We start from the raw sequence: 24366 nt of genomic DNA on the forward strand, positions 1-24366 counted from the left end.
GCCACATGGGGTGGGTGGACGATGACGAACGGCACGGCGACGACGACCGACCTGGACGCCAGGCTGGAGGAGTACCGGGTCGAACTGACCGGGTACTGCTACCGGATGCTCGGCTCGTCCTTCGAGGCGGAGGACGCGGTGCAGGACACCATGATCCGCGCCTGGCGCAGCTACGACAGATTCGAAGGCCGCTCCAGCCTGCGTTCCTGGCTGTACCGCATCGCGACCAACGTGTGCCTGGACATGCTCACGGCGGGCAACAAGCGGGCCAGGCCGATGGACCTGACGGAGTCCACCCCGCTGGCGCGGGCCGCGCTGTCCCCCCGCCCGGACAGCACCTGGCTGGAGCCGATGCCCGACTCCCGGGTGCTGCCCACGCCCGCCGACCCGGCCGAGGCCGCGGTCGCCAAGGAGTCGGTGCGGCTCGCCTTCATGGCCGCGCTCCAGCAGCTGCCGGCCAAGCAGCGCGCGGTGCTGATCCTGCGCGAGGTGCTGGCCTGGAAGGCGAGCGAGGTCGCCGAGCTGCTGGGCACGTCGGTCGCGTCGGTCAACAGCGCACTCCAGCGGGCCCGGGCGACGCTCGCCGAGCGGCAGCAGTCCGGTGCCGAGGCGTCGGTGTCCGACCCGCTGGACGAGGAGCAGCAGAAACTGCTCGAGCGCTACGTGGCCGCGTTCGAGGGGTACGACATGTCGGCGCTGACCGCGCTGCTGCACGAGGACGCCATCATGACGATGCCGCCGTTCGACCTGTGGCTGACCGGTGCCGACGACATCACGGGGTTCATGACGACGCTGGGCGCCGCCTGCGCGAACTCCCGGCTGGTACCGGTGGAGGTCAACGGGCTGCCGGGGTTCGCGCAGTACAAGCCCGACCCGGAGGCCGGCGGTCACACGCCGTGGGCGGTGCAGGTGCTGGAGATCTCAGACGGCCGGATCACCGGGTTCCACTGCTTCCTGGACACCAAGCGGTGGTTCCCGCTGTTCGGGCTGCCCCTCCATCTCGAAGCGGAGACCGACGAGGTCGAGCAGGGCGCATAGCGCCGCGGAGGGGTCGCGCAGCCGTATCCGGCCCCCGGCCCGGCGGGCCGTGAGCTGGAGCCGCGCGAGCAAATTCACGGCCGCGAGACCGGGTGGCCCCAGTCCCGCGACGTCGCAGACGACCAGCCCGCCCGCCCCACCGCCTCCGCCGTCCAGGAGTGCCCGCAGCGCGTCGCACGGCCCGCTCACCTCGTCCCGGGTGAGAGGGCCGCTGATCACGAGTACGGGCGGTGTCATGGCGTCCACAACCGGTAGACCGGCCGGGGTCGGGTAACTCATCGCGCGGGGCGCCGCGAGGATCACATTGACCCGGGCGCGACCCGCCCCGGAGGGTGGCCGCATGTGCCACAGATCCTCGCCGCGCCCGGTGTCCGGTACCCCCCACCGCCGCGAGGAGCCGTCGTGCGGGGGGTGCTGAGCGGGTTCCTGGTGATCGCCGTCGTCATCGGCGTCGGCTACGTCATCGGCCGCCGGGGGCACCTCGGCGCCCAGGGCCGCGACGTCCTGACGAAGCTGGCGTTCCACGTGGCGTCGCCGGCCCTGCTGTTCACCACCCTGGCCGGGGCCGACCTGTCGGTGGTCTTCTCGGACCGGCTGCTGGTCACCGCGCTGAGCACGGCGGCGGTGGCGGGCGTCTTCGTCTCGGTGGGTGCCGTACGCGGCTGGGGGGTCGGCCGCACCACCATCGGCGCCCTGTGCTCCAGCTACGTCAACTCCGGCAACCTCGGCATTCCGATCGCCGTGTACGTGCTCGGCGACGCCTCCCTCGTGGCGCCGGTACTGCTGTTCCAGCTGGTCGGGATCACGCCGGTCGCGCTGACCGTCCTGGACCTGTCGACGGCGGGCGGGAAGCAGCCGTTGTGGCGGCGGCTGCTGACACCGCTGCGGAACCCGATCGCGCTGGGGTCGCTGGCGGGGGTGGCGGTGTCGGCGGCAGGGGTGGAGATACCGGGACCGGTCCTGGACCCGGTGGTCCTGATCGGCAACATGGCGGTCCCGGCCGTGCTGCTGGCGTTCGGCATCTCGCTGCGCGGCAGCACGCTGCCGCTGCGGGGCGGGGACCGGGGCGCCGTCCTCCTCGCCGTGGCGCTGAAGGCGGTGGGTCAGCCGCTGGCCGCCTGGGTACTGGCGGTGGGCGTCTTCGGGCTGCGCGGCGCGCACCTGCTGGACGTGGTGGTGACCTCGGCCCTCCCGGCCGCGCAGAACCTGTTCACCTACGCGAGCAGCTACCGCGTGGGCGAGACCCTGGCCAGGGAGGCGATCCTGGTGTCCACGGTGCTGTCGGTGCCGGTTCTGGTGGTGGTGGCGGCGCTGCTGGGGTGACTCAGGAGCGGGGAGCTTGAGCGGCTCACCGGACGTCGCCGTGGCCGAGGGACGGTGGACGTCGCCCTTCGGTTCACCGCAGAGCGTCGCGGTCGGACCGTCGGAAGCGGACGAGGTCGTCCCAGCGTCACCGAGTACAGCATGCCGAACGGGACCGGTGGGGGTCCACCGGTCCCGTTCACCCGATCAAGGGAAACCACTGGTCAGGCGATACGTTCCCGCACGACCGGGGTGGCCGTGAAGTCCGTGCCCTGCGGGACGACGTCGTACGAGCCCTCCACCGACCGGAGCGCGTACTCGAAGCGTTCCGGGGTGTCCGTGTGCAGGGTGAGGAGGGGCTGGCCCTCGGTCACCCGGTCGCCGGGCTTGGCGTGGAGTTCGACGCCCGCACCCGCCTGCACCGGGTCCTCCTTGCGGGCGCGGCCCGCGCCGAGGCGCCAGGCGGCGACGCCGATGCCGTAGGCGTCCAGGCGGGTCAGCACGCCCGAGGCCGGAGCGTGCACCACGTGCTGCTCGCGGGCCACCGGCAGCTCCGCGTCCGGGTCACCGCCCTGGGCCGCGATCATGCGGCGCCAGACGTCCATCGCGGAGCCGTCGGCGAGGGCCTTCGCCGGGTCGGCGTCCTTCAGGCCGGCCGCGTCGAGCATCTCGCGGGCGAGGGCGAGGGTCAGCTCGACGACGTCCGCCGGGCCGCCGCCCGCCAGGACCTCGACGGACTCGCGGACCTCGAGCGCGTTGCCCGCGGTCAGGCCGAGCGGGGTGGACATGTCGGTCAGGAGGGCGACCGTCCGCACTCCGGAGTCGGTGCCCAGACCGACCATGGTGCGGGCCAGTTCGCGGGCGTCGTCGAGGGTCTTCATGAAGGCGCCCGTGCCGACCTTCACGTCCAGGACCAGGGACCCGGTGCCCTCCGCGATCTTCTTCGACATGATCGAGGAGGCGATCAGCGGGATCGCCTCGACCGTGCCGGTCACGTCGCGGAGCGCGTAGAGCTTCTTGTCGGCGGGGGCCAGCCCGTCACCGGCCGCGCAGATCACCGCGCCGGTGTTGTCCAGCACGGACAGCATCTCCTCGTTGGAGAGCAGGGCGCGCCAGCCGGGGATGGACTCCAGCTTGTCGAGCGTGCCGCCGGTGTGGCCGAGGCCGCGGCCGGAGAGCTGCGGGACGGCCGCGCCGCAGGCCGCGACGAGGGGGGCCAGCGGGAGGGTGATCTTGTCGCCGACGCCTCCGGTGGAGTGCTTGTCGGCGGTGGGGCGGGACAGGGACGAGAAGTCCATGCGTTCGCCGGATGCGATCATCGCGGCCGTCCAGCGGGCGATCTCGCTCCGGTTCATGCCGTTGAGCAGGATCGCCATGGCGAGGGCCGACATCTGCTCGTCGGCCACCTCCCCGCGGGTGTACGCGTCGATCACCCAGTCGATCTGCTCGTCGCTGAGTTCGCCGCGGTCCCGCTTGGTGCGGATGACGGAGATGGCGTCCATGGCCATGGCCGGGGTTCCTTCCGGGGTGCGAAGGGCGCGGCCCCTCCGGTCGACGGTGGCGGCGGTGCCGTCGGTCGTCCGGAGGGGCCGCACGGGAGTTACTTGGTGAGGTGCTGCGGGCCGAAGGCCTGGGGCAGCATCTCCGACAGCGGCAGGATTCCCGCCGGGGTCTCCAGCAGCAGTCCGGACCCGCCGAACTCGTACAGCAGCTGGCGGCAACGGCCGCACGGGACGAGGATCTCGCCCCGGCCGTCCACACAGGTGAAGTGGGTGAGCCGGCCACCGCCGGTGCGGTGCAGCTCCGAGACCATGCCGCACTCGGCGCACAGGCCGAGACCGTACGACGCGTTCTCGACGTTGCAGCCGGAGACCGTGCGCCCGTCGTCGACCAGGGCCGCGACGCCCACCGGGTACCCCGAGTAGGGGACGTAGGCGTGGGTCATGGCCTCCCGGGCGACGGCGCGCAGCGCCTCCCAGTCGACGTCGGCCGTGGTCACTTGCCCTGCCCCTTCCGGTAGGGCATGCCGTTGGCCCTGGGCATGCGCAGCCGCTGGGCGGAGAGGGCGAGGACGACGAGGGTGATGACGTACGGCGTGGCGGCGACGACCTGGTTGGGGACCTCGTTGGTGCCGGCGTACCAGGCGAAGACGAGGGCGCCGACGACCAGGGTGATCACCGCGTGGACGTACTTCTTGCGGATGACGAGGTAGATCGCGCCGATGAGCAGCAGCAGGGCGCCGAGCAGCAGCAGGGCGTGCACGTTGGCGGAGCCGCCGCGCAGGTTGAGGCTGTCGGTGTAGCCGAAGAGGCCGGCGCCGATGGCGAGACCGCCCGGCATCCAGTTGCCGAAGATCATCGCGGCGAGGCCGATGAAGCCGCGTCCGCTGACCTGCCCCTCCAGGTAGAACGGGTTGGCCACGATGGAGAGGAACACACCGCCGAGGCCGGCCAGGGCGCCGGAGATGATCACCGCGAGGTACTTGTACTTGTAGACGTTGACGCCGAGGGACTCGGCGGCGATCGGGTTCTCACCGCAGGAGCGCAGCCGCAGGCCGAACGGGGTGCGCCACAGGATCCACCAGGTGGCGGGGACGAGCGCGACGGCGATCAGGGTCAGCCAGGAGACGTTGGTGACCAGTCCGCCCAGCAGGCCCGCGATGTCGGAGACGAAGAACCAGCCCTTGTCGTTGAGTTCCCTCAGGGCGTCGGACAGTCCGGGCACGGTGAAGTGACCGAGGGACTCGACCGGCGGGGACTGCTTGGCGGAGCCGCCCTGGTGGCCCACGAAGGCCAGCGGGGCGAGGTAGCGGGTGGCGCCGAGGGCGAGGATGTTGATCGCCACACCGGAGACGATGTGGTTGACGTTGAAGGTGACGGTGACGATCGCGTGCAGCAGGCCGCCGATCGCGCCGCCGATGAGGCCGACCAGGACGCCGGTCCACGGACCCCACTGGAATCCGGCCCAGGCGCCGAACCAGGTGCCCAGGATCATCATGCCTTCGAGGCCGATGTTGACGACGCCCGCGCGCTCGGCCCACAGGCCGCCGAGGCCGGCGAGGCCGATCGGGACGGCGAGCTGGAGTGCGGTCGACATCTGGCTGACGTTGGTGATGCCGTCGGCACCCGTGATCAGGCGCACGATCGAGGTCAGGGCCAGGGCTCCGGCGATGACCAGGAGCAGGACGGGCCAGGACAGACGGCGGCCGGCCTTCGGTGCGTGCTCCAGCGACGGCTGGTTGACGTCGGTCGCTGTGGTCGGTGCGGTCATCGGCCGGCCACCTCCTTCGTGGTGTTGTTGTCGGCGTCCGGGCCTCCGAGAACGTGGCCCGCGGCGAGCTCGGCGCCGACCCGGCGCTGCTGGCGGCGCAGACCCCATTCGCGGACGGCCTCGTAGGAGACCACGACGGAGAGGACGATCAGGCCCTGCATGATGACCGCGATCTCCTTGTCGTAGCCGTGGAAGTCCAGCTCGGGCGAGGCCTTGTCGAGCCAGGCCCACAGGAGGGCGGCGAAGGCGATGCCGACCGGGCTGTTGCGGCCGAGCAGGGCGATGCCGATGCCGAGGAAGCCGATGCCGGTGGGGAAGCTGAGGTTGTAGGTGTGGGCGTCGCCGAGCAGGATCGGCAGGCCCGCGAGACCGGCGACGGCGCCGGAGAGCAGCATGGCGGTGAGCACCATGCGCTTGGGGTCGACGCCGCTGGCCGCTGCGGCGGACTCCGAGGCGCCGGAGGCGCGCAGGTCGAAGCCGAAGCGGGTGCGGTTCAGGACGATCCAGTAGCCGATGCCGAGGAGGACGGCGAGGATCACCAGGCCGTAGATCTCGCCGGCCGCGCCCATGTCGATGCCGGGGATCCAGCCGGACTCGTACATCTCGCCGGTGGTGTTGTTGTTGCCGACCTTCACGCCGAAGACCGTGGGCAGCCACATGTAGCCGATGACGGACGTCGCGATCGCGTTGAGCATGATCGTCGCGACGACCTCGCTGACGCCCCGGGTGACCTTGAGGACGCCGGCGACGCCGGCCCAGAAGGCGCCGGTGAACACGGCGGTGAGGAGCAGCAGCGGGATCTGCAGGACGGCCGGCAGGTTCATGTGGGCGCCGACGATGGCGGCCATCATGGCGCCGAGCTGGTACTGGCCGTCGACGCCGATGTTGAACAGGTTCATCCGGAAGCCGATGGCCACCGCGAGGGCCGCGATGTAGTACATCGAGGCCTGGTTGATGATCAGCACCTGGATGTCGGAGAAACCGGCCTGCTCGAACATCAGGGCGAACGGCTCGACCGGGTTCTTGCCGGAGGCGAGCAGCACGACGGCGCTCAGCACGAAGGCCACGGCGAGCGCGATGACCGGTCCGGCCACCGCGAGGAGCACACGCTCCTTGTCGAACTTCTTCATCAGCGGGCCTCGTCTTCCTCGGACTCGGGGGACTGGGACCCGTCGGCCGAGGTCTCGGGGTTGTCTTCCTGTTCGAGGTGTCCCGAGGCGGCGCCGGTCATGGCGGTGCCCAGGGCCTCGGGGGTGATGGTGGCCGGGTCGGCGTCCGCGACCAGCTTGCCGTCGTAGATCACCCGGAGGGTGTCGGACAGGCCGATCAGCTCGTCCAGGTCGGCGGAGATCAGCAGCACGGCCAGGCCCTCGCGGCGGGCCTCGCGGATGTGGTCCCAGATGGCGGCCTGGGCGCCGACGTCCACACCGCGGGTGGGGTGGGCGGCGATCAGGAAGCGCGGCTTGTGGGTCATCTCGCGCCCGACGATCAGCTTCTGCTGGTTGCCGCCGGAGAGGGAGGCCGCGGTGACGTCGATGCCGGGGGTGCGGACGTCGTACTCCTCGACGATCCGGCGGGTGTCCTCCTGGGCGGCCTTCGGGTCCAGCCAGACGCCCTTGGCGTTGGGCCGTTCGGTGACGTGGCCCAGGATGCGGTTCTCCCAGAGGGGGGCCTCCAGGAGCAGGCCGTGGCGGTGCCGGTCCTCGGGGATGTAGCCGATGCCCTGCTCGCGGCGCCTGCGGGTGGGCCAGGCGGTGATCTCCCGGTCCGCCAGCCGGATGACACCGGAATCGGCGGACTTCAGTCCGATGAGGGCGTCGACCAGTTCGGTCTGGCCGTTGCCCTCGACGCCCGCGATGCCGAGGACCTCGCCCTCGTGGATGGTGAAGGTGATGTCGTCGAGCAGGACCTTGCCGCCGGCGGCCGTCAGCCGCAGCTTGTCGACGGTGATGACGGGACGGTCGGTGACCGTGGACTCGGCGGTCTCGGGGGTGGGCAGTTCGCTGCCAACCATCATCTCGGCGAGCTGGCGCGCGGTGGTTTCGGCGGGGACGGCGGTGCCGACGGTCGTACCGCGGCGGATGACGGTGATGTCGTCGGCCACGGAGAGGACCTCGCCCAGCTTGTGGGAGATGAAGATGACCGACAGGCCCTCGGCCTTCAGCTCGCGCAGGTTGTCGAAGAGCGCGTCGACCTCCTGCGGCACGAGGACCGCGGTGGGCTCGTCGAGGATCAGCGTGGTGGCGCCGCGGTAGAGGACCTTGAGGATCTCCACGCGCTGGCGTGCGGCGACGCCGAGTTCCTCGACCAGGACGTCGGGGCGGACGCCGAGGCCGTAGCGCTCGGAGAGCTCCTTGATCCTTCGGCGGGCCTTGGCGCCGATGCCGTGGAGCTTCTCGCTGCCGAGGACGACGTTCTCGAGGACGGTGAGGTTGTCGGCGAGCATGAAGTGCTGGTGCACCATGCCGATGCCGAGCGCGATGGCGTCGGCGGGCGACGAGAAGCTCACCGTCTCGCCGCCGACCGCGATGGTGCCCTCGTCCGGCTTCTGCATGCCGTAGAGGATCTTCATCAGGGTCGACTTGCCGGCGCCGTTCTCACCGACGAGGGCGTGGACGGTGCCCTTGCGGACGGTGAGGTGGATGTCGTGGTTGGCGACGACGCCGGGGAAGCGCTTGGTGATCCCGGCGAGTTCGACGGCGGTCACCGAACTGTTGACCGCCGCTCCGGCCGGAGGGCTGCTGGACGCGTTGATGACGCACTCTCCTGGGGACGGGGGCCGTCTACGCGCGTAGCGCCCCTACGGCATACAAAGGGGTGGCGCCCTTGACCGACGGGGTACGGAGAGCCCGGCTCTCCGTACCCCGTCCAGCGGCCGCGACCCCGCGGTGCCTCGGGAGGTGCCTCATGGATCCCGCCGGGGCCGCGCGCACAACGCCCCGCCTCCCCGAGCCGGCCTGAACCATGAGGCACCCCTCAGAGGGTTGTTCAGCTGGACTTGACCTTGATCTCGCCGCTGATGATCTTCTCCTTGGCCGTCTTGATGGCTTCCTGGAGCTCGGCGTCGTCCGCGAACTTCGGGTTGGAGTTCGACAGGCTCACCTCACCCGTCTTCAGATCGCCCTTGACGATACCGGTCGCGGGCTTGCCGTCCTCCACCGACTTCGCCAGGTTGTACACCGCCTTGGCGACGTCCTTCATCGCCGAGGTGAGGATCGAGTCCTTGTACTTGGCGAGCGCTTCCTGCTGGTACTGGTCGGAGTCGACGCCGATCGCCCACACCTTGTTGGCGGCGGCGGCCTCGATGACGCCCTGGCCGGACAGGCCGGCGGCCGCGTACACGACGTCGGCCTTCTTCTCGATCTGGCCCTCGGCGGCGGACTTGCCCTTGTCCGGGCTGGAGAAGCCGCCCTCCTCCGCGGTCTGCGTCAGGAACTGCGAGATGACCTTGACCTTCGGGTCGGTGTCCTTGACGCCCTGCTCGAAGCCCGCGCGGAACTTGTGGATCAGCGGGATGTCCACGCCGCCCACGAAGCCGACGACATCGGTCTTGGTGCTCTCGGCGGCGGCGACACCGGCCAGGTAGGAGGCCTGCTCCTCGGAGAAGACCAGGTCGGCCACGTTGCCGGCCTCGACCGTGGCGTCGTCGACGATGCCGAAGGTGGTGTCCGGGAACTTCTCCGCGGCGCCCTTCACGGCGGAGGCGTACGCGTAGCCGACACCGACGACCGGGTTGTAGCCCTGCTTCGCCAGCGAGACCAGGCGCTGCTCCTTGTCGGCGTCCGTCTCGCCGTCGGTGGGCTCGACGTCGGCGGTCTCGTAGCCGAACTCCTTCTTCGCCTGCTCCAGGCCCGCGTACGCGGCGTCGTTGAAGGACTGGTCGCCCTTGCCGCCGACGTCGTAGGCGATGGCCAGACCCTTGTCGCCCTTCGAGTCGGAGGAGTCGGAGGAGGTCGAGGTGCCGCCGCAGGCGGAGAGGGCGAGGGCCAGGGAGGCGGTCGCTGCGCCTGCGACCGTGATCCGGGAAATCCGGCGCATGTGTGGTGCTCCTAGTCGTACAAAGCGCCGGGACGGTACAGCTACGGCGCTGGCTTCGCCGCAGATTAACGCGCGTAGACCTGCCTGAAAACCCCTTCTGTCCACCTTGTTATCCGGCCGTGCCCAACACGCTTCCGAGCCGTGGTCAGGGCCTTGCCGATCGCGAACGGAGGGTGGCGGTGGGTGAGCGGAGGCCGGAACGCCGAAGCGGGCGGGCGCCGGAGGGCGCCCGCCCGCTTCGTACGGATGCTCCGTACCGCGACTACTCCGTCTCGACCGTGATGGAGCCGTCGATGATGCCTTCCTTGGCCTTGGCCACGGCGTCCGTCAGGCCCGGGACCTCGGCCATCTTCGGGTTGCTCTCCGAGAGGCCGACGCCGTTGACCTTGAGGTCGAAGACCTGGGTGCCGGTCAGCGGCTTCTCGTCCTCCACCGACTTGGCCAGGGCGTACACCGCGCCACCGACGTCCTTCAGGGCGGAGGTGAGGATGTAGTCCTTGTACGCGGCGAGGGCTTCCTGCTGGTACTGGTCGGAGTCGACGCCGATCGCCCAGACCTTGGCCTTCGCGGCGGCCTCGATGACGCCCTGACCGGACAGGCCGGCCGCCTGGTAGACGACGTCGGCCTTCTTCTCGATCTGGCCCTCGGCGGCGGCCTTGCCCTTGTCCGGGCTGGAGAAGCCGCCCTCCTCCGCGGTCTGCGTCAGGTACTGCGAGACCACCTTCACCTTGGCGTCGGTGTCCCGCACGCCCTGCTTGTAGCCGGCCTCGAACTTGTTGATCAGCGGGATGTCCACGCCGCCCACGAAGCCGACGACATCGGTCTTGGTGGCCTTGGCGGCGGCGACACCGGCGAGGTAGGAGGCCTGCTCCTCGGCGAAGACGAGGGAGGCGACGTTCTCGCCCTCGACCACGGAGTCGACGATGCCGAAGGTGGTCTTCGGGTACTTGGCGGCCACGGCCTTCATGGCGGGGCCGTAGGCGAAGCCGACACCGATGACCGGGTTGTAGCCCTGGCGGGCCAGCGAGGCCAGGCGCTGCTCCTTGTCCGCGTCGGTCTCGCCCTCGGTGGGCTCGACGTCGGCGGTCTTGTAGCCGAACTCGTCCTTGGCCTTGGTCAGGCCGGCGAAGGCGGCGTCGTTGAAGGACTGGTCGCCCTTGCCGCCGATGTCGTAGGCGATGGCCAGGCCGAGGTCTTCCTTGGAGCCGCCGCTGTCGCCGTTGTCACTGCTGGTGCCGCCGCAGGCGGTGGCGGCGAGTGCGAGCGAGGCGACCCCCACCGCTACGCGGGTCAGTTTGGATATCCGACGCATCTCAAGCTCCCCATTCTCCAAAGCCCCGCAGCGGGTGCTCGGTTCGGCGCACATTAACGCGCGTAGACACTCCTGGGAACGGGGTTCCGCGGGGCCGTTATCCATTCGTGCCGATGGCCGGTTACGTCCTGGTGAACCAGAGGGTCGCGGGGGACCGGAACGGGCGGTCGGCATGACGCGCGTGCCTGCACGCGCCCCACGCTGCCCCGCCCCCACCCGGCACGCAAGCGGAGCGGGGGCAGGAGGAGGTCTCAGCGGAGCGCGTCCAGGAGGGCGGCGGCGGTGAAGAGCTCCACGCCCACGGTGATCGCGTGCTCGTCCACGTCGAAGTCGCCCTGGTGCAGGTCGCGCACGGTGCGCTCGCCGGGCGGGCGGACGCCGAGGCGGGCCATGGCGCCGGGGACCCGCTCGAGGTACCAGGAGAAGTCCTCGCCGCCGAGGCTCTGCTGGGTGTCCTCGACGGACTCCACTCCGCGCCGGGCGATCATGGCGTCGCGCAGCAGTTCGGTGGCCCCCGCCTCGTTGACCACCGGCGGGACGCCGCGCACGTAGTTGATCTCCGACTTGGCGCGGTGCAGGTTGGCCACCTCGTCGATGGCCGCGACCACGATGTCGGGGGCCTGCCGCCAGGCCTCCAGGTCCAGGCAGCGCACGGTTCCGGACAGCTCGGCGTGCTGCGGGATGACGTTGGGCGCGTGGCCCGATTCGACCCTGCCCCAGGTGACGGCGAGTCCGCTGCGGCTGTCGATCCGCCGGCCGACCAGGGCGGGCACGTCCGTGACGACGCGGGCGGCGGCGGTGACCAGGTCGGTGGTCAGGTGCGGCCGGGCGGTGTGGCCGCCGGGGCCGTCGAGGGCGATCTCCAGCCGGTCGCAGGCGGAGGTGATGGGGCCCTGGCGCAGCCCGATCCGGCCGGCGTCGACGCGGGGGTCGCAGTGCACGGCGATGATCCGGCCGATGCCGTCGAGCGCACCGTCCGCGATGGCGTCGGCGGCGCCGCCGGGCAGCACCTCCTCGGCGGGCTGGAAGATCAGCCGGACGGGGCGGGGCAGCAGGCCCTGGCGGTGCAGTTCGGCGAGGACGAGGCCGGTGCCCAGCACCACGGTGGTGTGCACGTCGTGACCGCAGGCGTGGGCGCGGTCGGGCACGGTGGAGCGGTAGGGGCACTCGGTCTTCATGTCGGGGATGGGCAGGCCGTCGATGTCGGCGCGCATGGCCAGCATCGCCGAGTCGGTGCCCGCCTCGCCGTCGGTCCCGATGTCACAGATCACGCCGGTCCCGCTGGAGAGGACGCGCGGCCGGAGGCCGGCCCGCTCCAGACGTTCCTTGATCGCGGCGGTGGTGCGGAACTCCTGGTTGCCGAGCTCCGGGTGCATGTGCAGGTCGCGCCGGAAGGCGACCAGCTCGGCACGCAGGGCCTCGGGCAACGCTCCGGGGAGCACCGCTCCGCCGGGGAGGTCGACCTCGGACTCCAGTGACATCAGTGGTTTCACCCTTTGAAGAGTAGGGCGCCGACGCCCGTTACTGACCCCCGATCAAGAAAAATCAGCCCGTCAGGCGAAGAAAAGTCGGTTGCCCTACGCATAGCTGTCAATCCGGATGGGTAAACTCGCCGCCCTTTCGCGGGAGGAAGGCCCCCTGACCTGCCGGACCATGACATGCGTCACTGCCGTGTCATGGCTCCGGCACCCATCCGCCTCCTTCACGGATACCACGCTCGGCCCAGCCCACGCGGACCGGTTCATCTGGCGGACAGCCGGGGGCGGCGCAGGGCCGGACGGGGGCGGCCGGCTCAGCACCCGAGGCCGCAGGGCCGGGCCGGCGCCGCCACCGCCGGGAGCCGGTGGACGCCCCGTGCCGAGTCCGTCACCCCCGACAGGAAGCCCCGCGCGCGGGGCGAGGCCGTGTCGGTCAGCCAGGCGGGGTCTATGTCGCAGACCGTGACGCGGACGCCCGTGCCGGTCAGGGCGAGGGGGAGGGTGTGGACGACCGTGGACGGAAAGCTGAGCACGGTGCGGCCGATGGGGCCGCGGCGGGCGATCAGTTCCAGGGGCAGTTCGGGGCGCACGATCTCCAGGCCCGTCTCGACCGCCAGCCGGTGGAGCTTCTCCGTGCTCTCGCGGCGGTGCGCGAAGTAGCGCCGGGTTCCGTGGGTCCTCGCCAGGGAGCGGACGGCTTCCAGGTAGGCGTCGCCGTCCACGACGCCGGTCTCCACCAGCGACGTGCCCACCAGGTCGGCTCCCCGGGTGACGCGGGGCGGGCCGAAGCGGTCCCGGGTCCAGGCGAAGGTGTGGGCGCTGACGGTCACTCCGGGCGGCGTGTCCTCCATGGGCATCGAGGTGAAGACCTCCACCGTGCGTCTCCCGCCCGGGGTGAGCCGGCGCTGGGCGGCGGTGGACACGGGGGCGAGGAGCAGGTCGCGGGGGCCGGGACGGCCGCCCTTGCGGTGCCAGCGCACCAGCCGCTCACCGCGGGCGAGCTGCCCGACGAACTCCATGGTCGCCGTGCCGTCGTCGACCACGACGACCTCCCGCGCCCGGGTGATCGTCAGCAGCAGCTGGACGTAGCGCGAGAAGGGGTCGCCGAGGACGACACGAGCGGCCCGGCGGAGCGGCCCTGACAGTCCGCCGACCGTCCGCAGCGGGGCCCCCGCTCCCCCGCGTGCCTCCTCCCAGCGGACCTCGTGCCCCTCCTCGCGGGCCAGCTCCGCCATCCGGCGCAGCTGGCCGCGGGTCATCGGGTCCACCGGGGACAGCACCACCAGGGAGAGCCCCCCGCCGGGCGCGTGCGCGTGCGCCCACTCCAGCACGTTGAGCAGCTGTACCGGGCTCTCGACGAAGGCGAGAGTGTGGGGGCCGGACCGGCCGGCGCGGGGGCTCATCGACGTACGACCGTTCCCGTCGTCGTGGTGGGGATGGGGTGGGGTGGACCGGGTCGGGTCCGGGTCAGACGGACAGCGGTTCGCCCGCGGCGGTGGCGATCTCCGCCTCGGCGACCACGCCGGTGACGCGGCGCAGCTTCTTCATCGGGCCCAGCTCGGACTCGTAGACCTTCTTCACGCCGTCGCCGAGGGACGCCTCGATGGTGCGGATGTCGCGCACCAGGCGGGTCAAGCCCTGCGGCTCCACGGAGGCGGCCTGGTCGGAGCCCCACATGGCGCGGTCGAGCGTGATGTGGCGCTCGACGAACGCGGCACCGAGGGCGACGGCGGCGAGGGTGGTCTGCAGGCCCGTCTCGTGGCCGGAGTAGCCGATCGGGACGTTCGGGTACTCCTGCTGGAGGGTGTTGATCACACGGAGGTTGAGCTCCTCGGCCTTCGCCGGGTAGGTCGAGGTGGCGTGGCAGAGCAGGATGTTGTCGCTGCCCAGGACCTCGACCGCGTGGCGGATCTGCTTCGGGGTGGACATGCCCGTGGAGAGGATGATCGTGCGGCCGGTGGCGCGCAGGGCGCGCAGCAGCTCGTCGTCGGTGAGGGAGGCGGAGGCCACCTTGTGGGCGGGCACGTCGAACTTCTCCAGGAAGGCGACGGCCTCGGTGTCCCACGGGGAGGCGAACCAGTCGATGCCCTTCTTCCTGCAGTACGCGTCGATCTGCCGGTACTCGTCCTCGCCGAACTCCACGCGGTGGCGGTAGTCGATGTACGTCATGCGGCCCCAGGGGGTGTCGCGCTCGATGTCCCACTGGTCGCGCGGGGTGCAGATCTCCGGCGTGCGCTTCTGGAACTTCACGGCGTCGCAGCCGGCCTCGGCGGCGGCGTCGATCAGCTTGAAGGCGTTCTCGATGTCGCCGTTGTGGTTGATGCCGATCTCGCCGGTGACGTAGACGGGGCGGCCGGGGCCGGCCTCGCGGGTACCGAGGGTGCGGATGCGGGAGTTGGTGCTCATGACCGGGGTTTCCTTACCTGGGGAGGGAATCGAGGGAGGGGCCGAGGATCCAGCCGGCGATCTCCCGGATCGCGCCGTCACCGCCACGCAGGGTGGTGACGGCGCGTGCGGCGCCGCGTACGGCGTCGTGGGCGCTCGCGACCGCCACGGGCCAGCCGACGAGGGCGAAGCACGGGAGGTCGTTGACGTCGTTGCCGACGTAGAGCACGCGCTCCGGCGCGATGCCCTGCTCCTCGCACCACTGCTTCAGTGCGAGGTCCTTGCGGTCGACGCCGTGCAGCACGGGGATGCGGAGCTTGCGTGCGCGGGCGGCGACGACCGGGTTCTGCTCGGTGGACAGGACGAGCAGCCGCAGACCGCTCCTGCGCAGGGCGGCGATGCCGAGACCGTCGCCGCGGTGCACGGCGACGAACTCCTGTCCGGTGGAGTCGATCAGCACCCGGTCGTCGGTCTGGGTGCCGTCGAAGTCGAGGACGACCGCGTCGACGTCGTGCGCGGTCGGGAGGGCTCCGGGGAGGGCCGCGTCGAAGAGCGGCGCGAGGGCCCGGGCCCGGTCGAGGTCGTGCGGGTCGTCGATCTCCAGCACGCGGGCCGGGTCGGTGCGCACCAGTTCGGTGCGGCCGAAGAAGCGGTGCCGCTGCTCGCGGAAGCCCGCGGCGTCCATGGCGTAGGCGGCGCCGGTCTCCAGGAAGTCCTGGGGGCGGTCCTGGCGGCGGGGGCGGAAGGACTTGTCGTGGTTGACGCCGTGGCCGCCCCCGGTCCCCCCGTCGTCGTCGGCGCGCCAGACGAAGCCGTGGAACGGGGCGACGGTGACGGCCGTGTCGGCGTCCCCGTGGGCCACCGCGGCGGCCACGGCGTCGACGTCCTCGCGGACCAGGAAGGGACTGGTGCACTGGACGAGCAGCACCACGTCCACCGGGGCGCCGTGCAGGGCCTCGTGGGCGTCCAGGGCGTGCAGGACGGCGGCCTCGGAGGTGGCGGTGTCACCGGCGATGGTGGCGGGCCGCAGGACGACCTCGGCGCCGGCCTGCCGCGCGGCGGCCGCGATGGCCTGGTCGTCGGTGGAGACGACCACGTCCGTGACGTTGCGCGCGGCCCGGCACTCGCGCACGGCGCGCACCACCAGGGGGACGCCGCCGACGGGGGCGAGGTTCTTGGCGGGCACGCCCTTGGAGCCGCCGCGCGCGGGGATCACGGCGAGCACCCGGCGTACCACCGGCGGGTTGGACATGGGATCAGCTCCTCGAGCGGTGTTCGGGGCGGCGGTCCGGGCGGTCACAGGTCGCCCATCCGGCGGATCACCGGGGCCACGCGCTGCACGCCGTGCCGGTAGGCCCCGCGCGCCGCCCGGCGCACGATCTGCCGGACCGGTCCGGGCTCCTTGTCGGCGGCGGGTGCGCCGGGCAACGGCGCGCCGTCCGGGCCGAGGTGGTGGCGGGCGAGGATGCCGGGCAGGTAGCCGGGCGCGGTGACCGGCGTGTAGTACGGGGTCAGGGGCGGGAGTCCGCCGGGGCGGCCGAGCAGGCCGGTGATGCGTGCCCGCGCGGTGTCGAAGGCCGTCTCGTACGCCCCGTCCGTGGCGACGCCCTGCCGTGCCACCCACCGGGCGTCGGGCTCCGGCCGGTGCCCCGCGTCGAGCTGGTCCCAGGAGGCGAGGCAGCCGGAGCCGACGAAGTGGTGGTTGCCGAGCGCCTCCCGGATGCCGAGGTCGGTGAGGACCGCGGTGGGGATGCGGCGGTGCAGCGACTCCAGGGCGGCCGTGGAGCTGACCGTGACGAGCAGGTCGGTCCGGTCCAGGACCTCGCCCATGTGCCCGTAGACCAGCCGGAGGTTGGCGGGGAGGTCGAGCCGCTGGGACAGCTTCTGGTAGGGCAGTTCCTCGATGTGCGTGGTGTGTTCACCGGGCTTGGAGCGCAGCTTCAGCAGCACCTCGCGCTCCGGGTGGAGGCGGGCGTGCCGTACCAGCCGCTCCAGCAGGTAGGCGCGGTCCCCGCGGTTGTCCGGCACGGAGGGCTGGGCGGCGAACACGACCGTGCAGGGCCTGCGCCCTTGCTTCGCGGACGGCTCGTGTCCGCCGGTGTGGGCGGCGCCGCCGAGGAACGGCAGCGCGACCTCGGTCACCGAGCCGGCGTCGGCGCCCACTCCCTCGTACACGGCGCGAAAACGGTCCGCGTCGTGGCGGGAGTTGGCGAGCACGAGGTCGGCGCCGTGGCGCAGCAGCAGGCCGTCGGTGAGCTTCTCGTAGACGACACCGACGTATCCGGTGACGACGACGGGCCGCCCGGGCCGGTCCTCCCAGGCCCGCTTCAGCCCGTGCAGCATCGCCTGGACGCCCCCGCCGACCAGGGCGAGCACGAGGACGTCGTACGGCTCCTCCCGCATCGCGCGCAGGAACTCGGCCGCGGTGACCTCCCGGAGGGAGTCCGCGCGGACCCCCACCTCGCCGAGCTGGCGGGGCGTGGGCGTGGCGCGGCCCCGCAGGAGATATCCGTCCATGCGGAACTCCCGCGGCGTGACGCGGTTCGCGGTGAGGGCGCCCCATTTCCACCGGGTGTCGGAATCCGCGAGGACCGCCACCCTGAGGGGCTTCATTGCACTTGCTGGCACGCCCAAGACGCTAGGAAGCGAATTCTAGGTATGGCCCAACCGTGCATCAACGAAGAGTTAACAACATCCCACCGCGAGCCGAACCGGCCCGCGGAAACGCGGTACGTAGGTGCGATACACCGTACTGACACACGGAGTTCACCCCTCGTACGGTCATCGGAAAGTTGCCGAACCGGGCGACCCTCCTAGAGTTTCGCGAGTGCCGAAGCTTTCGCTGATCGTCCCGTTCCACAATGTCCGGCAATACGCACCGGACACCCTCAGGAGTTTGCGCGCGAACGCCCGGAAGGACTTCGAATTCATTCTGGTCGACGACCATTCCCAGGACGGGACCCGAGCGATTCTCGAGCGCGCGGCCGAGGACCTCTCACGGGTCGCCCAGGTCCGCCTCATCCGCCACGACCGCAACGGCGGGGTCGCCACCGCGCGCAACACCGGGCTGGACGCGGCGGGCGGCGAGTACCTGGCCTTCCTGGACGCCGGCGACTGGCTGGCGCCGCGTCATCTGTCCGGCCTGGTGGCGGCCGCCGAGGAACTGGGCTGCGACTTCGTCCGCACGGACATGGTGCAGGTCACCGACCGCGCCCGCACCGTGCGCCGGGTGCCGGTGGGCCTGCGCGGCGAGGTGCTGGACCCGCGGGACGCGATCCTGCCCGCCGACCGGACGACCTCGGTGGACTACGTGTACGTCTGGGCCGGCATCCATCACCGGCGGCTGCTGGAGCGGGGCCTGCTGCACTTCACCGAGGGGCTGCACACGGCGGAGGACCGGCCGTGGGCCTGGAGGCTGCACCGGGAGGCGGAGTCGTTCGCCGTGGTCGACCTGCTGGGCGTGTTCTACCGGCGCGGGGTGGCCACCTCCCTGACCCGGACCGGCGATGCCCGCCAGCTCGACTTCATCCGCGCCTTCGACCAGGTCGTCGAGGAGACGTCGGCGGACCGGGACGCGAGCCGGCTGCTGCCCAAGGCGGTGCGGACGTACTGCGCGGTCATCGCCCACCACCTGGCCGAGGAGGACAAGTTCGAGCCCGCCGTGGCCAGGCGGCTGCGGTCGATGAGCGCGGCCGCGCTCCGGCGGATGCCGCAGGACGTGCTCGACGGCGTACTGGACACCATGGACCCGCACCGCTCCGCCCGGCTGCGGCGGCTTCGGCGCCGGCCCGGCACGAGGAAGGGAACCGCCTGATGTCCCGCACCACCCAGATCTTCTGCGCGTCGACGCCGTACGGCGTGGCCACGCTGGCGGCCGCGGCCGGGTCCGGCTGCCTCCCGCGGGCGGAGCGGCGGGTGCTGCTGTACTGCGACGCCTCCGCCGTCCCGGAGGCCGCGCCGGCGCCCGGGGAGATACCGGGCTTCGCGCCGCTGCGCTCCCACTTCGACGAGGTGCTGTCCTGGAACGAGGCGGTCCGGCCGTTCCACCCGGCGGCCTGGACGCCCCGCGCCGGTGACGTCCCGCTCCTGGAGCGGCATCTGCGGCTGCTGTGGGGGCTCGGCGACGACCGCGTGGAGCTGGTGCTGGAGTCCGCGGACGTTCCTCCGGCCCTGGCGGTGGCCCAGGTGTTCACCGGGGCCCCGGTGCACGTCCACGCCGGGGGGACGGCGGGTTACGGTCCCACGCGGGGCAAGCTCGACCCGCTGATCGGCACCCGGGTGCGGCAGGTGCTCCACCTGGACCTGGTGCCGGGTCTGACGCCGATGCTGCTGGCCGAGTTCGGCGTGCCGGCGCGGGCGGTGCCGACGGACGCCTTCCTGAAGGTGGTCGGGGACATGTCCGCGGCCGTCGACGGGTTGCCCCCGGTGCCGGACGGCGCGGCGCTGCTGGTCGGCCAGTGCCTGTCCGCGCTCGGCATCCCCTCGCCCGCGGAGGAGGACGACCTGCACGTGCGGATGCTGCGGGGCGCGGCCGGACGCGGGCACCGCGCGGCGGTGTTCGCGCCGCACCCCGCCTCCGCGGCCCGGCACGTCCGCGCACTGCGGGCCGAGGCGGAGCGGCTCGGGGTGGACCTCACCGTGCTCGACGTTCCCGTGCTCGCCGAGGTGCTGTTCGAGAGGTTCCGTCCTGCGCTGGTCGTCGGCTGCTCCTCGACCGCGCTGTTCACGGCGTCCGCGTTCTACGGTCTGCCGGTCGCCCGCGTGGGTACCGGGTGGCTCCTCGATCGGCTGACGCCGTACCAGAACGGCCACCGGGTCGCGGCCGTCCTCGCGGACGCGCTGCTGCCGGGTCCGGAGCCCGGGAGCGCGGAGGCGCTCGCGGCCGGTGAGCCGGCCGACCTGGTCACCGCGCTCGGCTTCACCATGCGGCCGCGGCTCCGCCCGTCCCTGCGCCCGGTCGCGGAACGGTACCTCGCACGGCACGCGGGCCACCCGCGCACCCGGCGCTGGTTCCGGCGCAAGCGGCTCACCTCGCTCGGGCTGCCCGGCGGCATCCCTGAGCCGCTGGCGTTCCTGCCGCGCAACGCCACCGCGCGCCGGGTGGTGCGGCGGGCGCGGGCGCTGAAGAAGGCCGTGCGGGGGTAGCCGTGCGGTCCCGTCGGAAGGCACCGCCGGCCCCCGGCGCGCTCCGGAGTCACCCGCCCCGGCCCGGCGCCGAGGTCCGTCGGAGGCCCGCCCGAGGGAGCCTCCGACGCCGGTACGGCAGGAAGGCGCGGGGCCGTCTGCCGGGGCACCGGTCGACGGAGACCGGTCCCGGACCGCTCCCGCCGGCCCGGGACGCGCGGTGCGTCCGTCCGGGCGGCGCGGAACGCCGGACACCACCCACGCACCGTGGCCCCACGCACGGCAGCCCCGGCAACCGGGGCGCCGGCCGTCAAGGCCCGGTCCCGGCCCGCTCCCGCCGGCCCGGGACGCGCCGCGGGTCCGGCCGGGCGGCGCGGCGCGTCCCGGGTCGGCCCGGTCCGCCGGGGCGCACCCGGGCGGACCGTTCACCGCGGCCGGCCTGCGGGCACAGGGCCGCGCGAACGCCCGGCGCGCGGCCGACTGTTCGAGGGGGACTGTTCACCCGTCGTCCATGCGGATGCCACCGGCCGAACGCCGCGCTGGGGCACATTCGGCCTCCGACAGGAGGACGGTGGAAGGTATGACGTACCCCCTGGCGCACCTGTTCACGGCTCGGCAGAAGGAGACCGCCAGGCGGGAGCCGTACGCCCGGGGTCTGCGCCTGTGCGGTGGGCATCTCGCGGCACGGAACGACCGGTCCGCTCCCCTCGGCGCCCGCCCCACCCGCGCGATCGGTGTCCTCGCCGCCGCCCTCGACGCCCCGTCGGCCGACGGGTGACGACGGGCTGGAGCTCGCCCTGGGCGGACCACCCGGTGCGACCTCGGCGAACTCGGGGAGACCTTCGGCCGGACCTGACGCACCGCACCCCCCGCCGCATCGAGCCCCGAAAGAGAGAACCACGTGCCGAAACTGTCCGTCGTCGTCCCGATGCACAACGTGGAGGCGTTCGCGGAGAGCACCCTGCGCAGTCTCGCCGCCAACGCGCACCCGGACTTCGAGTTCCTGCTCGTCGACGACTGCTCCACGGACGCCACACCCTGGGTGATCGACCGCTGGGCGGAGAAGCTCCCGGGCGCGCGGGTGATCCGGCACGAGACGAACAGGGGCATAGCCCAGGCCCGCAACACCGGAATCGACGCGGCCGGCGGCGAGTTCCTCACGTTCCTCGACGGCGACGACTGGTACGGCCCCCGCCACCTCGCCGGGATGGTGCGGGCGATGGAGGAGCTGGGCTGCGACTTCGCCCGCACCGACCACGTCCGGGTCACCGGCACCGAGCGGGTGATCAAGCGGCCCCCGGCCAGGTTGCGCAACGCGGTGATGGATCCGCGCGACGGGATCACACCCGTCGACACGGAGACGATGGTCGACTACCCGTTCGTCTGGGCGGGCATCTACCGCCGGCACCTCTTCGCCGACGGAGGGATGCGTTTCGTCACCGAACTGCGCACCGCCGAGGACCGGCTGTGGATCTGGCGGCTGCACCTGAAGGCCCGGACGTACGCGTCCCTGGGACTGCACGGGGTGTTCTACCGGCGCGGCGTGGCGACCTCCCTCACCCAGATCAAGGACTCCCGCCAGCTGGACTTCATCCCGGCGTACGACCTGCTGCTGCGGGACCTGCGCGACGACCCGGAGACCGACCGCTTCCTCCTCAAGGCCGTACGCACCTACTGCGCCATGATCGCCTTCCACGTCGGCAAGGCGGACGAGTACGAGCCCGCGGCGGCCCAGCGGCTGCGCCGCGAGGCGCGGGACGCGCTGCACCGGATGCCCCAGCAGGCGCTGGAGGAGACCCTCGCCACCATCGACAGCACCCGGAGCAGGCTGCTCAGCCGCCTGCGTGACGGGCGGAAGGCTGCCTGACCCATGCACCGCACGACTCAGATCTTCCAGGTCTCGACCCTCTACGGAGCGGCCACCCTGGCCGCGGCGCTGGACGCGGGACTGTTCGGCCCGCGCGACGAGGCCCGGCGCGTCCTGCTGGTCTCCAACAACGCCGCCGTACCGGAGACCGCGCTGCGCCTGGACGAGATGCACGGCTACGACCCGCTGGCGGGCCGCTTCGACACGGTGGTGAGCTGGAACGAGGCGATCAGCCCGTACCACCCGAGCACCTGGGGTCCGCGCGGCAACGACACGGTGCTGTGGCAACGCGCGTTCCGGCTGCTGTGGGGCATCGACGACCACGCGACGGTGGAACTCGCCGTCGAGTCGATCCAGGTCAACCCCGCCCGCGCCCTGGCGGCGATCTTCTCCGAGTCCGCCGTCGACGTGTACGCCGACGGTCTGATGAGCTACGGCCCGACCCGGGAGAAGCTGCCGCTGACCGTCGCGCGCCGCATCCGGCGGCTGCTCCACCTCGATCTGATCCCGGGCCTGCGGCCGCTGCTGCTGTCCGAGTACGGGGTCGAACCGGTCATCGTGCCGGACGGGGCGTTCCGGGGCGTGCTGGACGGGATCTCCCGGGACGCGGCGGACGACACGCGGCTCGCGCCCGTGCTCGACGAGGCGCCGACGGCGGTGCTCCTCGGCCAGTACCTGGCGGCGATCAACATCCTGAGCGCGCGGGAGGAGGAGGACCTCCACGTCCGCATGCTCACCGGGGCCGTGCGCGCCGGGCACCGGTCCGTGGTGTTCAAGCCCCATCCGACCGCCCCCGCCGGCTACTCGGCGGCGCTGAGCAAGGCCGCGGCGGACGCGGGCGTGCGGCTCACCGTGCTGGACGCGCCGCTGCTGGCCGAGACGCTGTACCACCACTGCCGTCCCGAGCTCGTCGTGGGCTGCTTCTCGACGGCCATGGTCACCGCGTCCGCCTACTACGGCGTGCCGGTCGCCCGGGTCGGGACCGAGCTGGTGATGGGCCGCCTCCAGCCCTACCCGAACAGCAACCGGGTGCCACTGGCCGTGATCGACCACCTGGTGCCGGACCTGGAGCGGGGGGACACCCCGGCCGTCGTGGGCCCGGCCCCGGACACCCTGTCCCCGCTGGTCCGGTCGATCGGCTTCTGCATGCAGCCCAAGACGTACGCGAGCCTGCGGGAGCCGACGGCGGACTGGCTCCGCGCCCACCTGGCGGACACACCCGGCCACTACTTCCCCGAGCTGCGCCTGGCCGAGCTGTCCCTGCCCGGCAGCACCCCCCGCACCCGCGCCAGGATCCGGGCCGCCCGCGCGAAGCGCGTGGTGGGCAGAGCGGTGCGCCGGGGCACCCGCAAGGGGTGACGCGCGTGCCGCCAACCGAGACGCACCGGCCACGGAGGTGCCATCCACTCGTCAACTCCCGTACACCGCGCCGCCTCAGAGTGACGCGGTGCTCAACGACATCGCCGTACGCCTGCCCCAGCAGAAGGGCGGTGCCGGCTCCCTCCCGGGAGAGACCACCGCCGCCCCGCGGGAACACCGCTTCGACATCGACCTGATGCGGCTGATCTGCTCGGCCACCATCATGGTGGGCCACGTGGGTGCCCAGTTCATCCACTCCACCGGCAACGACCCGGCAGGCGGCTCCGGGACCTACTGGGCGGGACACGTCGCCGAGGCGGTCAACCCCTTCGCCGTCCCCCTGTACTTCGCCATCGCGGGCTGGGCGGTCCTCGTCGGCGCGCCGCCGCGCGACAGCGCGCGCATGTGGCAGCGGATCGTCCGCAACACCGTCCCGCTGTTCGTGTGGACGGCCATCTACCTGCTCTGGGCCTGGCTGCGCGACCGCAACGACCGCCCCATGACGGAGCTGGCGACGAACTCCCTGTTCGGCTCCGTCCAGCCCGCCTACCACCTGTGGTTCATGTACACCTACATCCCGGTCATCGCGCTGCTGGCCTTCGCGATGCTGATCAAGGCGGGGAAGCGGCCCTGGGGGCTGGGCGCGGCACTGCTGGGCATCGCGGTCCTGCCCAGTGTGCTCACCACGGTCACCGAGGTGACGGGCCGCGGCATGCCCGCGTCGGCCTGGGGGTTCAACACCTACGCCCTGGTGTACGCGGTGGGCGGCGCCCTGCTGCTCGCTCTGCCGGCCGGAGCCGTGCGGTGGCGGTGGCCCCTGTTCGTGCTGCTGCCGCTCACGATGGCCGGGGCGCTCTGGTACAACACGCGGGTCCACTACGTGATGCCCAACGCGCACCTGTTCGTCGCCGCCATGAGCGTCTGCGTCCTGCTCCTGATCAGCCGGATCCGGGTGCCGGAGACGTGGCGGCCCCCGCTGAAGAGGCTGGCCGGCGCCGCACTGGGCGCGTACATGGTGCACGTGCTGTTCATCGAGGAGATCGCCGCTCCCCTGGTGTCGCCGGATCTGAGCGGGCCGGCGGCGGGACTGCTCCTGACCGGCCTGCTGGTCGCGGTCATGGTGCTGTCGTTCGCCGCCAGCCTGCTGTGGGGGAAGCTGAACCTGCGCCGCCTGCTCGGCTGACCGGGCGCCC

General features: G+C 72.2%; 21 protein-coding genes. 8 read left to right on the forward strand and 13 right to left on the reverse strand.

The window, feature by feature from the left end:
• Positions 1-21: 21 nt before the first annotated feature.
• The gene (locus BU52_RS12830; protein WP_037932804.1) at positions 22-1038 is read left to right on the forward strand and encodes a sigma-70 family RNA polymerase sigma factor; all 1017 of its coding nucleotides are present in this window, start codon (positions 22-24) and stop codon (positions 1036-1038) included.
• Here the strand turns inward: BU52_RS12830 and BU52_RS33485 are convergent.
• Positions 922-1317, reverse strand: coding sequence for an STAS domain-containing protein (locus BU52_RS33485; RefSeq protein ID WP_157847868.1), 396 nt, complete (start codon positions 1315-1317; stop codon positions 922-924). The two genes, BU52_RS12830 and BU52_RS33485, sit on opposite strands and share 117 nt — an antisense overlap.
• A 123-nt stretch (positions 1318-1440) precedes the next feature.
• Here BU52_RS33485 and BU52_RS12835 point away from each other — a divergent pair, with 123 nt between their 5' ends.
• Positions 1441-2361 (forward strand): AEC family transporter, encoded by a 921-nt coding sequence (locus tag BU52_RS12835; RefSeq protein ID WP_037932807.1) that lies wholly within the window; start codon positions 1441-1443, stop codon positions 2359-2361.
• Between the two features lie 203 nt (positions 2362-2564).
• Here BU52_RS12835 and BU52_RS12840 read toward each other — a convergent pair whose 3' ends face one another.
• From BU52_RS12840 to BU52_RS12895, 12 genes are all read right to left on the reverse strand, one after another.
• Positions 2565-3842 (reverse strand): thymidine phosphorylase, encoded by a 1278-nt coding sequence (locus BU52_RS12840; RefSeq protein ID WP_200881187.1) that lies wholly within the window; start codon positions 3840-3842, stop codon positions 2565-2567.
• 98 nt (positions 3843-3940) lie between these two features.
• A complete protein-coding gene (locus tag BU52_RS12845; RefSeq protein ID WP_037932813.1) occupies positions 3941-4339 on the reverse strand; it encodes a cytidine deaminase in 399 nt (132 codons plus the stop codon).
• Entirely contained in the window at positions 4336-5610 is a 1275-nt protein-coding gene (locus BU52_RS12850) for an ABC transporter permease (protein WP_037932816.1), read from the reverse strand. Before BU52_RS12850 ends, BU52_RS12845 begins: the two co-directional genes overlap by 4 nt.
• A complete protein-coding gene (locus tag BU52_RS12855) occupies positions 5607-6740 on the reverse strand; it encodes an ABC transporter permease (protein ID WP_037932819.1) in 1134 nt (377 codons plus the stop codon). The genes BU52_RS12850 and BU52_RS12855 overlap by 4 nt, the downstream gene beginning before the upstream one ends.
• Positions 6740-8317 carry an ABC transporter ATP-binding protein gene (locus BU52_RS12860; protein ID WP_037932821.1) on the reverse strand — a complete coding sequence of 526 codons (1578 nt, stop codon included), beginning with the start codon at positions 8315-8317 and terminating at the stop codon, positions 6740-6742. The genes BU52_RS12855 and BU52_RS12860 overlap by 1 nt, the downstream gene beginning before the upstream one ends.
• A 281-nt stretch (positions 8318-8598) precedes the next feature.
• Positions 8599-9648 (reverse strand): BMP family lipoprotein, encoded by a 1050-nt coding sequence (locus tag BU52_RS12865; RefSeq protein WP_037932824.1) that lies wholly within the window; start codon positions 9646-9648, stop codon positions 8599-8601.
• Between the two features lie 262 nt (positions 9649-9910).
• A complete protein-coding gene (locus BU52_RS12870) occupies positions 9911-10960 on the reverse strand; it encodes a BMP family lipoprotein (RefSeq protein ID WP_037932826.1) in 1050 nt (349 codons plus the stop codon).
• A 251-nt stretch (positions 10961-11211) separates the two neighbouring features.
• Positions 11212-12441: an amidohydrolase gene (locus tag BU52_RS12875; RefSeq protein ID WP_037932827.1), complete on the reverse strand. Its 1230-nt coding sequence runs from the start codon at positions 12439-12441 to the stop codon at positions 11212-11214.
• A 311-nt stretch (positions 12442-12752) separates the two neighbouring features.
• Positions 12753-13841: a hypothetical protein gene (locus BU52_RS12880; protein WP_037932829.1), complete on the reverse strand. Its 1089-nt coding sequence runs from the start codon at positions 13839-13841 to the stop codon at positions 12753-12755.
• Between the two features lie 64 nt (positions 13842-13905).
• The gene (locus tag BU52_RS12885; RefSeq protein ID WP_037932832.1) at positions 13906-14844 is read right to left on the reverse strand and encodes an N-acetylneuraminate synthase family protein; all 939 of its coding nucleotides are present in this window, start codon (positions 14842-14844) and stop codon (positions 13906-13908) included.
• A 13-nt stretch (positions 14845-14857) separates the two neighbouring features.
• Positions 14858-16075 (reverse strand): N-acylneuraminate cytidylyltransferase, encoded by a 1218-nt coding sequence (locus tag BU52_RS12890; RefSeq protein ID WP_037932833.1) that lies wholly within the window; start codon positions 16073-16075, stop codon positions 14858-14860.
• Between the two features lie 44 nt (positions 16076-16119).
• Positions 16120-17451: a DUF6716 putative glycosyltransferase gene (locus BU52_RS12895; RefSeq protein WP_037933022.1), complete on the reverse strand. Its 1332-nt coding sequence runs from the start codon at positions 17449-17451 to the stop codon at positions 16120-16122.
• Between the two features lie 199 nt (positions 17452-17650).
• Between BU52_RS12895 and BU52_RS12900 the strand changes: the two genes are divergently transcribed.
• The 6 genes from BU52_RS12900 (at position 17651) to BU52_RS12925 (ending at position 24356) form a co-directional block, all read left to right on the forward strand.
• Positions 17651-18637 carry a glycosyltransferase family 2 protein gene (locus BU52_RS12900; RefSeq protein ID WP_037932835.1) on the forward strand — a complete coding sequence of 329 codons (987 nt, stop codon included), beginning with the start codon at positions 17651-17653 and terminating at the stop codon, positions 18635-18637.
• Entirely contained in the window at positions 18637-19968 is a 1332-nt protein-coding gene (locus tag BU52_RS12905) for a polysialyltransferase family glycosyltransferase (RefSeq protein ID WP_037932837.1), read from the forward strand. Before BU52_RS12900 ends, BU52_RS12905 begins: the two co-directional genes overlap by 1 nt.
• A 559-nt stretch (positions 19969-20527) precedes the next feature.
• Positions 20528-20725: a hypothetical protein gene (locus tag BU52_RS12910; RefSeq protein WP_037932839.1), complete on the forward strand. Its 198-nt coding sequence runs from the start codon at positions 20528-20530 to the stop codon at positions 20723-20725.
• Between the two features lie 123 nt (positions 20726-20848).
• Positions 20849-21814, forward strand: coding sequence for a glycosyltransferase family 2 protein (locus BU52_RS12915; protein ID WP_037932842.1), 966 nt, complete (start codon positions 20849-20851; stop codon positions 21812-21814).
• 3 nt (positions 21815-21817) lie between these two features.
• Complete coding sequence (locus BU52_RS12920) at positions 21818-23173, forward strand: polysialyltransferase family glycosyltransferase (RefSeq protein WP_037932844.1); 1356 nt, start codon at positions 21818-21820, stop codon at positions 23171-23173.
• Between the two features lie 88 nt (positions 23174-23261).
• On the forward strand, positions 23262-24356 hold the full coding sequence (locus BU52_RS12925; protein WP_037932846.1) for an acyltransferase: 1095 nt from the start codon (positions 23262-23264) through the stop codon (positions 24354-24356).
• Positions 24357-24366: the final 10 nt, after the last annotated feature.

This window comes from Streptomyces toyocaensis (assembly GCF_000725125.1).
Classification (GTDB): domain Bacteria; phylum Actinomycetota; class Actinomycetes; order Streptomycetales; family Streptomycetaceae; genus Streptomyces; species Streptomyces toyocaensis.

Bases quoted from the DNA above. Each gene is read 5' to 3' on its own strand.
- BU52_RS12890 (WP_037932833.1), bottom strand. From the start codon at position 16,075: ATGTCCAACCCGCCGGTGGTACGCCGGGTGCTCGCCGTGATCCCCGCG.
- BU52_RS12875 (WP_037932827.1), bottom strand. From the start codon at position 12,441: ATGTCACTGGAGTCCGAGGTCGACCTCCCCGGCGGAGCGGTGCTCCCC.
- BU52_RS33485 (WP_157847868.1), bottom strand. From the start codon at position 1,317: ATGAGTTACCCGACCCCGGCCGGTCTACCGGTTGTGGACGCCATGACA.
- BU52_RS12855 (WP_037932819.1), bottom strand. From the start codon at position 6,740: ATGAAGAAGTTCGACAAGGAGCGTGTGCTCCTCGCGGTGGCCGGACCG.
- BU52_RS12910 (WP_037932839.1), top strand. From the start codon at position 20,528: ATGACGTACCCCCTGGCGCACCTGTTCACGGCTCGGCAGAAGGAGACC.
- BU52_RS12865 (WP_037932824.1), bottom strand. From the start codon at position 9,648: ATGCGCCGGATTTCCCGGATCACGGTCGCAGGCGCAGCGACCGCCTCC.
- BU52_RS12830 (WP_037932804.1), top strand. From the start codon at position 22: ATGACGAACGGCACGGCGACGACGACCGACCTGGACGCCAGGCTGGAG.
- BU52_RS12880 (WP_037932829.1), bottom strand. From the start codon at position 13,841: ATGAGCCCCCGCGCCGGCCGGTCCGGCCCCCACACTCTCGCCTTCGTC.
- BU52_RS12850 (WP_037932816.1), bottom strand. From the start codon at position 5,610: ATGACCGCACCGACCACAGCGACCGACGTCAACCAGCCGTCGCTGGAG.
- BU52_RS12920 (WP_037932844.1), top strand. From the start codon at position 21,818: ATGCACCGCACGACTCAGATCTTCCAGGTCTCGACCCTCTACGGAGCG.
- BU52_RS12840 (WP_200881187.1), bottom strand. From the start codon at position 3,842: ATGGACGCCATCTCCGTCATCCGCACCAAGCGGGACCGCGGCGAACTC.
- BU52_RS12905 (WP_037932837.1), top strand. From the start codon at position 18,637: ATGTCCCGCACCACCCAGATCTTCTGCGCGTCGACGCCGTACGGCGTG.
- BU52_RS12885 (WP_037932832.1), bottom strand. From the start codon at position 14,844: ATGAGCACCAACTCCCGCATCCGCACCCTCGGTACCCGCGAGGCCGGC.
- BU52_RS12870 (WP_037932826.1), bottom strand. From the start codon at position 10,960: ATGCGTCGGATATCCAAACTGACCCGCGTAGCGGTGGGGGTCGCCTCG.